We start from the raw sequence: 13,017 nt of genomic DNA on the forward strand, positions 1-13,017 counted from the left end.
ATGAAAGATATATTAAGTCCCTATACAGTTAAAGGATTGGAATTAAAGAATCGTATTGTTATGCCGCCTATGTGTCAGTATTCGGTGGAGAAAAAGGATGGAATTGCAACAGAGTGGCATTATATGCATTATGTTAGCCGAGCTATTGGCGGTACGGGCCTCATCATCATTGAAATGACAGATGTAGAGCCGGATGGCCGTATTTCGGATCAAGATTTAGGCTTATGGTCTGATGAGCAGATCGCTCCACTGAAGCGAATCGTGGATGCCTGCCACTCTTATGGTGCTAAAGTAGGTATACAAATTGCTCATGCTGGACGGAAAGCGGAAGATGCGGAGGTGCCCGTAGCGCCATCTGCTATTGCATTTGATACGCATTCGAAAGTACCCCGTGCTCTCACAACCGAAGAGGTGAAGGGCTTGCTGGAGAAATTCGGGAACGCAGCAGCTCGCGCGGTTAAGGCGGGGTTTGATACGATTGAAATTCATGGTGCTCATGGTTATCTGATTCATCAATTTCATTCCCCGCTAACGAATAAACGTGAGGATGAATATGGAAACGACCTAACGCTATTTGGGCGTGAAGTTATTAAAGCGGTTAAAGCAGAAATGCCTGCTGACATGCCGCTTCTAATGCGGATTTCGGCGAAGGAATATGTCGAGGGAGGATATGGTATTCAAGAAAGCATTGCTTTTGCTAAACAATATCAAGAAGCAGGAGTCGATGTGTTTCATATTTCCTCAGGTGGAGAAGGACCGATTGCTGCTTTCGGCAGACCAGGCACCCATGCGGCATATCAAGTTCCGTTGGCAAAAGAGATCAAAGAAGCGCTTCGCGTACCAGTAATCGCTGTAGGAAGACTGGATGATCCTGCTTTAGCGAATGCGGTTATTGGTAATGAAGAAGCTGATTTGGTGGCTGTGGGTAGAGGACTCCTCAGAAATCCGTACTGGGCACTAGAAGCTGCATCACAGCTGAAAAAAGAAACGCAGATCCCGAAACAATATTCCGCAGGATTCTAATCCATATCATATAGGAGGTTAACAACATGTCAAATACTGAATCTGTACAAGCTTTATTCCAGCCAATTACTTTAGGGAACCTTTCGCTTACCACCCGTGTAGTGATGGCGCCGATGACTCGCAGCCTGTCTCCTAATGGCGTTCCAGGGAAAGACGTGGCTGCTTATTACCGCCGGAGAGCTGAAAATAACGTTGGGCTAATCGTGACGGAAGGGACCGTTATACAACATGCGGATTCTTCAAATCAAAAGGATGTACCCTTAATTTATGGTGAAGAAGCTTTAAAGGGTTGGGCAAATGTAGTGACTGAGGTTCATGAGGCAGGCGGGAAAATCATCCCACAAATCTGGCACATGGGTGCACGGGGAAATGTGAATGATTACTCCGAAGAAGAGGTTATTGCAATCGTAAATGCTTTCGCACAGGCAGCATTTGAAGCCAAGCGTATCGGATTCGATGGAATCGAAATCCATGGCGCGCACGGGTACCTGATTGACCAGTTTTTCTGGGAGAAGACAAATGAACGCACGGATCGCTACGGCGGCAGTTTGATTGCACGTACTCGTTTTGCTGAAGAAGTAATCAAAGCTTGTCGAGAGGCAGTGGGCCCGGATTTTACAATTGTACTTCGTATATCGCAGTGGAAGGGAACAGATTACTCAGCCAAATTAGCCCGCACACAAGACGAGCTGCAACAATTTTTGAAACCATTAGTTGACGCAGGAGTGGATATTTTCCACTGTTCAACTCGCCGTTTCTGGGAACCTGAATTTGAAGGTTCTGAATTGAATTTAGCAGGTTGGGTAAAAAAAATGACAGGTAAACCAACGATTACAGTCGGCTCTATAGGCCTGGATGATGATTTTATGACACTTTTTACAGCTGGTAAAGGCGCTGGCAACACAGGGATTGAAGGCTTAGTTCAAAAGCTCGAACATAATGAATTCGATTTAGTTGCAATCGGCAGAGCATTGTTAGTGGATCCTGCTTGGGCTAGTAAAATTCGAGAAGGAAAGTCGAACGATTTGGTACCATTCACCCCTGAGGCACTCAAGACACTTAATTGATAAATATATACTGAAAAAGCAAAAGTCTGGTTATTTCCAGTCTTTTGCTTTCTTAATCATGGAATAGGAGATTTATTTGATTATGACTAAAAGCAACAATCTGAAAGTGGTTAAACTAGCTTTGCTGCTTGGCTTGTTCTCGACACTCGGCCCTTTTACGATCGATATGTATTTGCCAGCTTTCCCGGAGATTGTAAAGCAATATGAAACGACGGCTTCGCTCGTACAGCTCAGTCTGACCGCTTGTTTACTCGGACTCGGTATCGGACAGCTGGTCATGGGCTCGATGAGCGACGTCTACGGACGACGTGGTCCGCTGCTTATCTCTATGGCTGTTTATGCAATTGCCTCTTTGGCTTGCGCATTCTCGCCGAATATAGGTCTGTTAATTGTGTTCAGGTTCGTACAGGGTTTTGCGGCTTCTGCAGGTATTGTTATTTCTCGCGCCATTGCACGCGACCTGTACAGTGGCCACGAGCTTACTAAATTTTTCTCGCTGCTCTTGCTAGTTGGTAATTTGGGTCCACTCGTAGCGCCGGTTACCGGCAGCGGGATACTTACCTTCACGAATTGGAAAGGCGTTTTTGTCATGCTGGCTTTGCTCGGCATTTATTTGCTGACAATGACTAAATGGGGGCTGCAAGAGACATTGCCGTCCGATCAGCGGAGACCCAGCAATTTCAAGCAGCAGTTGCAGAACTACGGAATGCTTTTGCGTGATCGCCAGTTTGTTGGATATATGCTGGCACAGGGCATTATGATCGCTGGGGTATTCGCTTATGTTTCTGGGACGCCATTCATTTATCAAAATATTTACGGGGCTTCACCGACTGTATTCGCGCTTTTGTTCGGATCGAATGGTATCAGTCTGATCATCGGCTCCCAGCTAGTGGGGCGTATGGCGCATCGTGTATCCGAACATACCTTTCTGTTGATCGGTCTGTTGCTCGCCTGCGTGGCAAGTATCGCCGTTTTAGTAGTAGCCATGTTTCATGGACCGCTATTCGCATTGGTGATACCGCTCTTTTGCTTCGTAGCGGCAATCGGCATTACTTCAACCGCAGCGTTCCCGCTCGCCATGGAGAGCCAGAGCCATATGGCGGGCAGCGCGGCAGCTTTGCTTGGCGTCATACCTTTCTTGCTGGGAGCGATTGTGTCCCCGCTAGTCGGCATCGCAGGTGAGGACACCGCTGTTCCGTTAGGCGTCATAATATTATTAACGAGTGTTTCAGCGATGCTGGCTTACTTCTTTTTGGGTAAGAAGGCACCTTCAACAAGCAGCTTAAAATAACAGCATACGGTATTAGAAAATCAGTCTGTCATTGAATCTTAATGATGGACTGGTTTTATTTTTGATGATTATGAACTTTTACCTATTCTTGCACAAGCCAGCCATGAAGGTGACTTCCACTGGACGAAGCTCCTCTACAACGTGATAAGCCGGGCACCTCACTTCTCGAGTAGTAGTCTCTGTTGTCCGAAAAAGCATATTTCAGCATGACAACGTTAGAATCAGAGATCAATCAGCAGCTGCTGATTGATCTCTTTTCCAGGTTATCCATGCGAGAATACAAATACACACAACCCCACCAAGCAAACCTAAAGCCATATCTTTATGCGTATCGAAGACATCACCTTGCATACCAACAAATTTGGCTTCTCCACTAGGCCCAGCAACGAAGGCGGCTACCATTTCAAGGATCTCGAATAGAGCGCTAAAACCGAGCACAACATCTACGGGCAGAACATATGTCCAAATCCCTTTTAGTTTGACTTTAGATTTTAATATCTCAAGCAATGGAAAAGTAACAAATAAGCCAAAGGCGAAATGTACGACTCGATCGTAATAGCTTCTTTTTGTATGAAAAGAAATTTTTAGCCAATGGTCAAACGGTGTACCTTCATAAGTATAATGTGATGCATAGAGATGAAGCAGAAAGAAAACAAGCATAAGAAGATACGACAAATTCGAAAAACGAAACCATTTGTATGTGAAGACAAGGGCAAGAATAACGGCGACAAGCGCTGAGCTATTCGCGAGCCATTGAGATCGATTCGTTGGTGATATTGCCATAAGGCCAAAAAATACAATGAATATGATTGCCATGAATTGGAGAGGTTTATTTCGGGAAAATGGAACGGTTGCGTTTGTCCATTTTAGTCGGTTATTAGTCAAAGTAAATTCACTCCTTGTATCGTCAACCATATAGTTCCCTTTTTTAGGGAAGCGAATTCAGAACGCCGATTTAGATCTTGTGAGGAGCATCCATTTCATATCACAAATAAGAGCCACTGGAATGTTCCCGTGGCTCCTCTATTTGTAATTTATCTACGTCCGTAGAGACTGGTCGCTTATCCTTTAAGTAGATTACCTTTTAATAGCATGCTAATTGTTCGAATAAAGAGAACGGTCAATACAATGCTTACCAAAGCTAGAACGATTGCTGAAATCGCGATAAGCAGCCAAGAATGTACAAACATCGCGTATTGTAATGCGGCATTGCTTAGAGCAGCCAGCGGAAATCCTACAGCCCACCAGGAAGCGCCAAACGGTATGGAGTTTTTGAATACTTTGAAGAACAAGACAATGAACAAGAAAAAACCAAAGTAAAACAGGATGGAGGCAAACGGATCTATTCGCTGCACGAATTTCGTATAGCCTAGAAAACCAACCTCAAACGGTGCAATCAAAATCAGTAAGGAAGGCGTTAATCCTGCTGGCAGCGGAGCTTGATGAATCAATCTCGAGAAGATCAAGGAAACGAAAATGAGAGCGACAATTCCTCCGATTGCAAGGGATAACAGATTAATTTCATGAGCCCATGCGAATGGCATTGTCCCACCGGTAACAGCAATATTAAGCGTTCCTACCACAGGAATCAGCATCGCTGGAACCACATGACCCGGCTCATGATTCCCATTCAATAAGCGTGTAACGATAACAAAACTAAGCGCTAAAGTGAGTAAAGTTCCGATTATCCATATGCTTTGCCCCCATATTTGACTATAGTCTCCTATAATGGACGAAAGCAATAGTATGGAAATCGTGATCGTGCCAAAAAAATGACCTAAAATGGGATGCGCAAATTCATTTTTCACGAACTGTGGATAAAGAACCCATTTTGAGATATAACTTATGCTTAACACGATAAACACCAACACAGCAACAATGCCAATCCATTTAGCGATGACAGGGGAAGTGCCGAAGAGCATGCTTGCTTGTTTCCAAGCCAATGACAAACCTGTTATTCCCATAACCGATGCAAAAAGATTAATGGGCAAAAATTGAACTGAACCGATGCTTTTTTGTTTTTGTACGGTTGCCATGGTCTGCATGGATAGTCACCACTTTCTATATCGTTTTTTGTTTATCAAATGCGGGATGCATTCGTTCTATGATGTCGCGGCAACGCCAAAAGAAAATCTTTAAATCATCTGGAAATCTATATTAGTATCCAATGTTCCAATTGATTTTATGCCAACTTTTGCGTCCATGATGAGCTAAAACACCTTTGTTTTCCTCCATATTTCTAACTTGTCTCTTACTACTCATTAACATATCTCTGTCCTGTTGCCTCATTATATGAGATTTAATATGATAGAACAATGTGGTTTTTTCTATGAAAATAATAGATTTCATCTATGATAACTCTTATTCGCAATGTATCTCCAACAAGATTCCCATAAGAAACGGAGCATACCCCGTAATCATATCGCGCTAGAGTGGCTGCACAAAATGAGTCCGTCGCCGCGTGTATATAAGCAGAATGCTTGGACACAATAATTTGAGTTTACTGCGATAATAACAGACAGTAAAAAACAATTATGTTCAAGGATAGAGGTGCTATATTCATGTCGAATAAAAAAAGTTATTACGCATTTGAGGATCCATTTGGCACCACAATTGAATTTAAAGCCACTAGCTTACAACAAGCCATGATGATTAAAAAGAAAAAGGCTCAAGAACTAGGGATTCATAAAGAAGCTTTTGAACTCACTAGCATTCGCAAGAAACCAATTAAGGGATCATAATCATCTGCAGTAATGCTAAATTGAACCACTCCATATAATGATTGAGGGTGACATGCATATAAACCAATTAAGGGAAAAGCTGTCTACCTAAACATTAGGCAGCTAATCGTCATATTGGAATATTGTTAGCTATAGACATTAAAAATGCTGCAAACGAATAATTTCGTTTGCAGCATTTTTTTTTGAAATCAGGGAGTGATTCATTATATGGTTTCCATACCCCCGCTCCCGCTAGCTGGCCTTGCAATCTACCTAGTTGCAACCAACGCGATTTCTAGTCCTTGGTGTCTGTTAATATGTTGAAGAAAAACAGGGTCTTGCCTATCGATTTTTTTATTAAAAGTGTATTCGAATAGATGCTGGTTATGACATATTTAGGCGTAATCCAAAATGCTTCAGCTGAAAAGCTATACGGTAAAAAAATTCTCAAATTAGCATTTGTAACGAGCTGTAATGTTGGTCAAGTACTCTTACATATAATAATCTGAAGAAGATAGTGAGGGGAGACATTATCGTGAATGATCAGGTACGCTTTTATAAGCCTTTTATTAGCCCGCTCGATCCTTGCCCACCGATTTTAGTGAAAAGCTACAGCACGCCTCCACAATTGTTTATTGCCTTTCAACCCCCCAATCTTCCACAATTCTCGCCATTCGAGGCTTTGAAATATGGGACACTTTGGCCTGCATTATACAGCCCATATGAACCGAAGAATGCGAACCGGGAAGAGGAGGATTAATCATGACCATTACATTAAACGAGGAATATTACCAACTCTTGCATGAATTACAGGCTGTAGATTTTGTTTTGGTGGAGTTGAACTTATACTTAGATACGCATCCGGCAGATGTGAATGCCATTCAGCAATACAACCAATATGCACGACTACGGCAGCAAATTGCTCATCGTTATGAATCAAATTATGGACCGTTAAAAAATTTTGGTCAAAGCTTATCCGGTACTCCTTGGTCTTGGAAAGAAGCACCCTGGCCGTGGCAGGTCTAATGAGCGGTACTGATTAATATTTTTTATGAGGAGGAAGCCATGCATGTGGGTGTATGAAAAAAAATTACAGTATCCCGTTCGTGTAAGCAAATGCGATCCTCTAATGGCCAAGTTCCTAATGGAGCAGTATGGCGGTGCCGATGGGGAGCTGGCAGCAGCGCTGCGTTATTTGAACCAGCGGTACACGATCCCGGATAAAGTAGTCGGACTGCTGACAGATATCGGAACGGAAGAGTTCGGGCACTTGGAAATGATTGCAACAATGATATATAAATTAACAAAAGACGCAACGCCTGAGCAATTGAAGAAAGCGGGTCTAGGCGCACATTACGTTGCCCATGACAGTGCGTTGTTCTATGAGAACGCAAACGGGGTTCCGTGGACGGCTTCCTATATTCAAGCAAAAGGCGATCCGATTGCGGATCTGTATGAGGATATTGCAGCAGAGGAGAAAGCGCGCGCTACTTATCAGTGGTTAATCGACCTGACGGATGACGTGGACTTGCAGGATAGCTTGAAGTTTCTGCGGGAACGCGAGATCGTACATTCGATGCGGTTTCGGGAAGCAGTGGAGATTCTTAAAGAAAAGCGGGATGAGAAGATCTTTTATTAGAAGACACCTCTCGTTTTTCTTCCCGAATCGAATCAGCTAGTCGTTGTAATGCTTCAACAGATTAACTTTTAATAGACGTCCAGCTCGTATGTGTTACGAGCTGGGCTTCTTTTTGTCTTAATCAACATTAAGCAAGAACCCGATTGTCCAAAAAACATCACCCATATCTCCATTGAATAGTAGGATTGTTGTCCATTATAATACGGATAGATTAGTTGATAATAATTATCAATATCAAATAGGGGGATGTTTTGAAAATGCACACCATGAGAACCCGAATTGTTTTGACCATCGTTATGTTATGTCTAAGCGCTCTTCTAGGAGCATGTGGCGCAGTAAACACCAATGCACCTTACAGCAAGTGAGATTCCTTCAAACACTAATACGCAGGCGACAGCAGAGAAAACGGAGCCAAAAACCAAAATGGTAAGCCATTTGCTCGGAGAAACTGAAATTCCGACTGAGCCAAAGCGAATTGTAGCAGACCAGTATATCGGCCATTTGCTTGCACTGGGCATTTCCCCTATTGGGGCAAGAGGAGATTTAATGAAAGGGCCTTTTCTAAAGGATTTGACTGCAAATATGGAGGACACGGGCAATCCAATGCTGCCGGAGAAGTTACTGGAACTACAGCCAGACCTCATTATTACGCAAAATGGGGACAACTATGAAGCTTTATCCAAAATCGCACCAACAATTGTGTATGAGTACGGTAAATTAAATACAATTGAGCAGTTAAGGCTATTTGGCGATATTTTCGGCAAACAGCAGGAAGCGGAGAAATGGATCACTGATTTTGAGAACAAAGCAGCTAATTTCCGCGAGCAGCTTGCTACGGTTATTGGTGAAGGTGAAACGATATCCATTATTGAAATTTGGGCTGAAGGTCCGTTCGTATTCGGTAACAATTGGGGCAGAGGCGGTTACAGTCTGTATAATGCATTGCAGTTGAAGGCGCCTGCGGTAATCGAGAAAGAGATTATGAACAAAGAGCAATTCCGGCAGATCTCTATGGAAGTGCTGCCTGAATATGCAGGCGATTATATTTTTCTGACCGTATATGATGCTAATGGCGGCGATAAAGTAGCAGAAGACATGAAGAATAGCCCGGTCTGGAAATCGCTTCCTGCCTTTAAAAATAACCGTATTTTAGAGGTGAATCTCGATGAAATGGCGGCAGGCGATCCGATCTCGCTGGATAAGCAAATGACGATTCAGTTTGAACAATTAATTGCTGCTCATAAATAGAGCTAATCCATATGCCTTCTTCAAAGCGGACCATTGCAGGTCCGCTTCTTTGCGATTACAATGAAATAAATTGTAATTGAAAACATTCTCATTAAAGAAGGTGTTTTGCTGCTCATGTCCCATAATCACCTGCTTACGCACAATTCCATAGGATTTATACTAACCAGTATCCAGAATGAAGATGTTGACGGTAGTCTGTTAGCCATGCAATCATCTGATTCGGATATACTGCTTATCGTTACAGATGGCTATGGCAGCATCAAGCTGCAAGCAGACACCTATTTACTGCGCAAAGGAAGCAGTTTCTTGATTAAACCTTATACCTCATTTGAGGTCCATGGCGATACAGATCATGCACTTTCTTTTTACTTGCTATCATTCATTTCTATCCAGGCAAGATTGCTCTTTGAAAATATACCAATCGTTGCACTGCCAGCGGGCGTGGTGGAAGGATTGCCTTTTTCCAGAGCAGTTATGCTTGTACAGGAGCTCTACGAGCATCGCGGCACAATGGAAGTGGCACGGCAAATGCTGAATCATATGCGCTTCCAGGAACTGATGCTGCTCGTCTGGAATCAACTGCAACTCGTGGAACAAAATTCACGTAAAATGGTCGAGCAGGTTGCCGCTTTTATACAAAATCATTTCTATAAGGCTATGGATATGGAACAGCTCATTCAAAGCAGCGGCCTTAGTAAACGGTATTTCAATCAGCTGTTTCGAGAAGTTACAGGCACCAGCGTAAATGCTTATCTCACTGATTTGAGGATGACCCGCGCCAAGCAGCTGCTGGAGCAATCAGATGACAGTATCCAAGACATTGCACGTACGGTCGGTTATGAGGATGAATTTTATTTTAACCGCCGTTTTAAGCAGTGGACCGGAATGGCACCCAGGCAATATGCACGCAGCAGAACCATAGGAAACAACTGCTTTGCGACGCAATATTTGGGTCATCTACTGGCGCTTGGCATCAAGCCTGTTGGGGCAACAAGCAATATGATGGGAAGCACCTTTCTACATGAGCTTACAGCTGGCATACCAAGCATCGCCCAGCCCGTCAAGGCAGGTGAAGTATCGGCACTGAATCCTGATTTAATTATCGGGTGGGAAGCTTCCGACCACGAGTTGCTCTCGGATATCGCTCCGGTAGTGCTTCTTCCATATGGAGAGCATCATGCCATGGAACAGCTGAATCAGCTTGCTGACCTGCTTAATCGCCGGGTAGAAGCCAAGCAATGGATGAACCGGTACGAAAAGAAAGCGATGCAGTTAAGAAGCAATTTAAGCAGCAGCATGAAGCATCAAGAAACGGTATCTATCTTTGAAGTATGGGAAGAGGGCATCGTCGTTTACGGCAACCGTTGGGGGCGTGGAGGCTACAATCTCTATAATGCGTTGGAGCTGAATGCACCCGCGAAGGTCAGGGAGCATTTAATCGACGGTGAGCCGTACCGCTTTATACCGATTGAGGAGCTGCCAAGCTATGCGGGGGATCACATTTTTCTTTCGGTTTATGATACACAGGGAGGGGGAAGGAGACGGGCTGCCGACCTTAAACATACAAGCATATGGAGCAGCCTTCCTGCTGTTGAACGCAATCGGGTGTACGATGTGGATATCCGACTGTTTGGTGCTGGCGATCCTATTTCCTTGAGCCGGCAGCTTGATATACAAGTCAACTTGCTGCTGTCTGGCAACGGCCGCTGAAAGTTAGATGATACATAGAGCTACTAAGCCTGCTCAGCAGCAGGCCTAGCAGCTCTATTCTATTATGTATTGAAAACTTGCTATTAGACCTGTAGACAATTATCGAAATCCATTGTTTTACATGAGAGGTATGGGCAGCAATTTTAAAAAAATTTACTGGTTGAAGATGACCTCTAGAACGTCGAACCAATGATATTATGTTACAACGGTTACTTACTTTCGATTTGGCTGATCTGCTTTGAAATCTCGTTACAGCAGGATTTAGGGAGTGGATCTCAGTTGAAGTCGCGGATATTATTGTAAGGAGTTGTCTTCACAATTTAAGTGTGCTAAAATACCGATTAACCAAACATCCTATGTTTGATAAATAGATGAAATGAGGACTGACATATGCTTCAGAAAACAAATCGACTGACGCTTGTCGAGCAAGTCGCATTGCAAATGGAAAGACAGATCGAATCTGGTAAGTGGGCAGTCGGGATGCGTGTACCGGCCGAGCCGGAGTTGATGGTCGAGTTAAACGTTAGCCGGAATACATTGAGGGAAGCCATTCGGGCGTTGATTCACGCGGGTCTCTTGAAGACGAAGCAAGGGGACGGAACGTACGTATGCTCTTCGAGTGTGCTTGGAGTCGTACTGCAAAAAAGAATCATGCGTTCCGATACACTGCAGACGTTGGAAGTCCGACATGCACTCGAACGCGAGGGAGCCCATCTGGCCGCGCAGCGCAGAACGGACGACGAGGCGAGCGAGCTTCTCCTACAACTGGAACGTTGGGAGGGGGCGGCTGCACGCGGTGACATGGATGGCATTGTAACGGAGGATCTCCGTCTTCACCAAGCCATCATCGTGGCGTCTCATAATGAAATTTTGATTGAATTATACAACCATATCGCGGATGCTTCACAAGATTTGATTACAAGCTTGACACGGTATGAATCCGATTCGGAATTTTTGGAGATGCACCGACAACTGGTACAAGCAATTGTCGATCAAGATGCAGATCGTGCCGTGGCAACGGTTCACCGTTACATTGCGGCATCGAAAGCTGTTCTTGAGGTCAAAGGAGGCGAGTGGACATGAGCGTACCAAGCGATATGAAGTTAACAATGGCGAAGAAATCGATTATGTTGGGGTGGCCGATCATCCTCGGTATCGTCCTGATCGCAATGACCATGCGGTCGCCGCTAACATCGGTAGGCCCATTGGTCGGTTCGATTCGCGAATCCCTCGGACTATCGAATGCTGCGGCTGGCCTGCTTACTACACTGCCGTTGCTTGCTTTTGCACTGCTCTCACCGTTCGCACCCTTTCTGGCACGCCGCTTCGGGGTTGAGCGGACCCTGCTTTATGCGCTGGTTTTACTCATTGCGGGAATCGCGATCCGTTCGTTTAACGCAACAGCTTCTTTGTTTGTAGGCACTGCTTTGATAGGGCTGTCGATTGCGGCGTGCAACGTGCTCATCCCAAGTCTGGTCAAACGGGATTTTGCTCATCAAGTTGGCCTTATGACCGGCGTATACTCTGTGTCAATGAATTTATGCGGGGCGATCGCATCTGGTGTCAGTATTCCGGTCGCTCGCGACCTCGGTTTCGGCTGGAACGGCGCGCTCGGCATTTGGATCGTGCTCGTTCTGTTGGCTGCGCTGTTCTGGTTGCCTCAAGTTCGGGCGAGTCGGAAGTCTGCCGGGGCAGCGCCGAGCGATGCATCGAAGCGCCGAAGTCTGTGGGGTTCACCACTGGCATGGATGATTACGATTTTTATGGGGATGCAGTCTCTCTTGTTCTATGTGTTGATTGCGTGGCTTCCTGAAATCATGACAAGCCGGGGCTTGAGTGAAGATAATGGCGGTTGGATGCTGTCGCTGTTTCAGATTGCCGCGCTGCCCGTAGCGTTTATTGTACCGATCGTGGCGGGACGCATGAAGAACCAACGTTTGCTGGTCATTTTTATGGCGGTTCTGTTGTTAGTTTCATTGGGAGGTTTATATTTCGGAGGTATTTCATTCATTTCGTTGTGGATCGTGTTGCTCGGAATTGGCGGGGGATGTGCGTTCAGCTTAGCCATGATCTTTTTAAGCTTGCGAACGAAAGATGCCTTCGATTCCGCTTCTCTTTCCGGTATGTCACAATCGGTTGGATATTTGCTGGCGGCTACAGGACCGATCTTGTTCGGTCTACTTCATGACATCACGGCAAGCTGGAACATCCCGCTGTTGCTGATGCTTGTCGTTAGCATTTTGCTGCTCCTGTCCGGAATAGGTGCCTCCAGAAATCGGACGGTTTAAGCTGATTCCCATGAGAGTGAGCTTAACTCTT

13 protein-coding genes are annotated in these 13,017 nt (G+C 44.8%); 11 read left to right on the forward strand and 2 right to left on the reverse strand.

Annotation, left to right across the window (positions count from 1 at the left end; genetic code table 11):
• From AB4Z29_RS16235 to AB4Z29_RS16245, 3 genes are all read left to right on the forward strand, one after another.
• Positions 1 to 1,023 carry an NADH:flavin oxidoreductase/NADH oxidase gene (locus AB4Z29_RS16235; protein WP_441944076.1) on the forward strand — a complete coding sequence of 341 codons (1,023 nt, stop codon included), beginning with the start codon at positions 1 to 3 and terminating at the stop codon, positions 1,021 to 1,023.
• A gap of 26 nt (positions 1,024 to 1,049) precedes the next feature.
• A complete protein-coding gene (locus AB4Z29_RS16240) occupies positions 1,050 to 2,090 on the forward strand; it encodes an NADH:flavin oxidoreductase (protein WP_441944077.1) in 1,041 nt (346 codons plus the stop codon).
• Positions 2,091 to 2,172: 82 nt separating this feature from the next.
• A complete protein-coding gene (locus tag AB4Z29_RS16245) occupies positions 2,173 to 3,381 on the forward strand; it encodes a Bcr/CflA family multidrug efflux MFS transporter (protein ID WP_441944078.1) in 1,209 nt (402 codons plus the stop codon).
• Between the two features lie 228 nt (positions 3,382 to 3,609).
• Here the strand turns inward: AB4Z29_RS16245 and AB4Z29_RS16250 are convergent, their stop codons facing one another.
• Both AB4Z29_RS16250 and AB4Z29_RS16255 read right to left on the reverse strand, forming a co-directional pair.
• On the reverse strand, positions 3,610 to 4,266 hold the full coding sequence (locus AB4Z29_RS16250) for a DUF2238 domain-containing protein (RefSeq protein ID WP_441944079.1): 657 nt from the start codon (positions 4,264 to 4,266) through the stop codon (positions 3,610 to 3,612).
• Positions 4,267 to 4,442: 176 nt separating this feature from the next.
• Positions 4,443 to 5,426 carry an SLAC1 anion channel family protein gene (locus AB4Z29_RS16255; RefSeq protein ID WP_441944080.1) on the reverse strand — a complete coding sequence of 328 codons (984 nt, stop codon included), beginning with the start codon at positions 5,424 to 5,426 and terminating at the stop codon, positions 4,443 to 4,445.
• A 516-nt stretch (positions 5,427 to 5,942) separates the two neighbouring features.
• On the opposite strand from AB4Z29_RS16255, the gene AB4Z29_RS16260 reads away from it, so the two are divergent.
• The 8 genes from AB4Z29_RS16260 to AB4Z29_RS16295 all read left to right on the forward strand — a co-directional run bounded on the left by AB4Z29_RS16260 (position 5,943) and on the right by AB4Z29_RS16295 (position 12,986).
• A complete protein-coding gene (locus tag AB4Z29_RS16260) occupies positions 5,943 to 6,122 on the forward strand; it encodes a hypothetical protein (RefSeq protein ID WP_441944081.1) in 180 nt (59 codons plus the stop codon).
• Positions 6,123 to 6,636: 514 nt separating this feature from the next.
• Positions 6,637 to 6,861: a spore coat associated protein CotJA gene (locus tag AB4Z29_RS16265; RefSeq protein ID WP_441944082.1), complete on the forward strand. Its 225-nt coding sequence runs from the start codon at positions 6,637 to 6,639 to the stop codon at positions 6,859 to 6,861.
• 2 nt (positions 6,862 to 6,863) lie between these two features.
• Positions 6,864 to 7,127: a spore coat protein CotJB gene (locus AB4Z29_RS16270; RefSeq protein WP_441944083.1), complete on the forward strand. Its 264-nt coding sequence runs from the start codon at positions 6,864 to 6,866 to the stop codon at positions 7,125 to 7,127.
• Positions 7,128 to 7,170: 43 nt separating this feature from the next.
• Positions 7,171 to 7,740, forward strand: coding sequence for a manganese catalase family protein (locus AB4Z29_RS16275; protein ID WP_441944084.1), 570 nt, complete (start codon positions 7,171 to 7,173; stop codon positions 7,738 to 7,740).
• A 423-nt stretch (positions 7,741 to 8,163) separates the two neighbouring features.
• On the forward strand, positions 8,164 to 8,988 hold the full coding sequence (locus AB4Z29_RS16280; protein WP_441944085.1) for an ABC transporter substrate-binding protein: 825 nt from the start codon (positions 8,164 to 8,166) through the stop codon (positions 8,986 to 8,988).
• Between the two features lie 114 nt (positions 8,989 to 9,102).
• Positions 9,103 to 10,698 (forward strand): AraC family transcriptional regulator, encoded by a 1,596-nt coding sequence (locus AB4Z29_RS16285; protein ID WP_441944086.1) that lies wholly within the window; start codon positions 9,103 to 9,105, stop codon positions 10,696 to 10,698.
• Positions 10,699 to 11,088: 390 nt separating this feature from the next.
• Positions 11,089 to 11,781, forward strand: coding sequence for a FadR/GntR family transcriptional regulator (locus AB4Z29_RS16290; protein WP_441944087.1), 693 nt, complete (start codon positions 11,089 to 11,091; stop codon positions 11,779 to 11,781).
• Positions 11,778 to 12,986 carry a CynX/NimT family MFS transporter gene (locus AB4Z29_RS16295; RefSeq protein ID WP_441944088.1) on the forward strand — a complete coding sequence of 403 codons (1,209 nt, stop codon included), beginning with the start codon at positions 11,778 to 11,780 and terminating at the stop codon, positions 12,984 to 12,986. Before AB4Z29_RS16290 ends, AB4Z29_RS16295 begins: the two co-directional genes overlap by 4 nt.
• Positions 12,987 to 13,017: the final 31 nt, after the last annotated feature.

This window comes from Paenibacillus sp. 2TAB23, assembly GCF_052115165.1.
Lineage (GTDB): Bacteria > Bacillota > Bacilli > Paenibacillales > Paenibacillaceae > Pristimantibacillus.

Coding starts and splice junctions, on each gene's coding strand:
- AB4Z29_RS16235 (WP_441944076.1), top strand. CDS start 1: ATGAAAGATATATTAAGTCCCTATACAGTTAAAGGATTGGAATTAAAG.
- AB4Z29_RS16240 (WP_441944077.1), top strand. CDS start 1,050: ATGTCAAATACTGAATCTGTACAAGCTTTATTCCAGCCAATTACTTTA.
- AB4Z29_RS16245 (WP_441944078.1), top strand. CDS start 2,173: ATGACTAAAAGCAACAATCTGAAAGTGGTTAAACTAGCTTTGCTGCTT.
- AB4Z29_RS16255 (WP_441944080.1), bottom strand. CDS start 5,426: ATGCAGACCATGGCAACCGTACAAAAACAAAAAAGCATCGGTTCAGTT.
- AB4Z29_RS16260 (WP_441944081.1), top strand. CDS start 5,943: ATGTCGAATAAAAAAAGTTATTACGCATTTGAGGATCCATTTGGCACC.
- AB4Z29_RS16270 (WP_441944083.1), top strand. CDS start 6,864: ATGACCATTACATTAAACGAGGAATATTACCAACTCTTGCATGAATTA.
- AB4Z29_RS16275 (WP_441944084.1), top strand. CDS start 7,171: ATGTGGGTGTATGAAAAAAAATTACAGTATCCCGTTCGTGTAAGCAAA.
- AB4Z29_RS16280 (WP_441944085.1), top strand. CDS start 8,164: ATGGTAAGCCATTTGCTCGGAGAAACTGAAATTCCGACTGAGCCAAAG.
- AB4Z29_RS16285 (WP_441944086.1), top strand. CDS start 9,103: ATGTCCCATAATCACCTGCTTACGCACAATTCCATAGGATTTATACTA.
- AB4Z29_RS16290 (WP_441944087.1), top strand. CDS start 11,089: ATGCTTCAGAAAACAAATCGACTGACGCTTGTCGAGCAAGTCGCATTG.
- AB4Z29_RS16295 (WP_441944088.1), top strand. CDS start 11,778: ATGAGCGTACCAAGCGATATGAAGTTAACAATGGCGAAGAAATCGATT.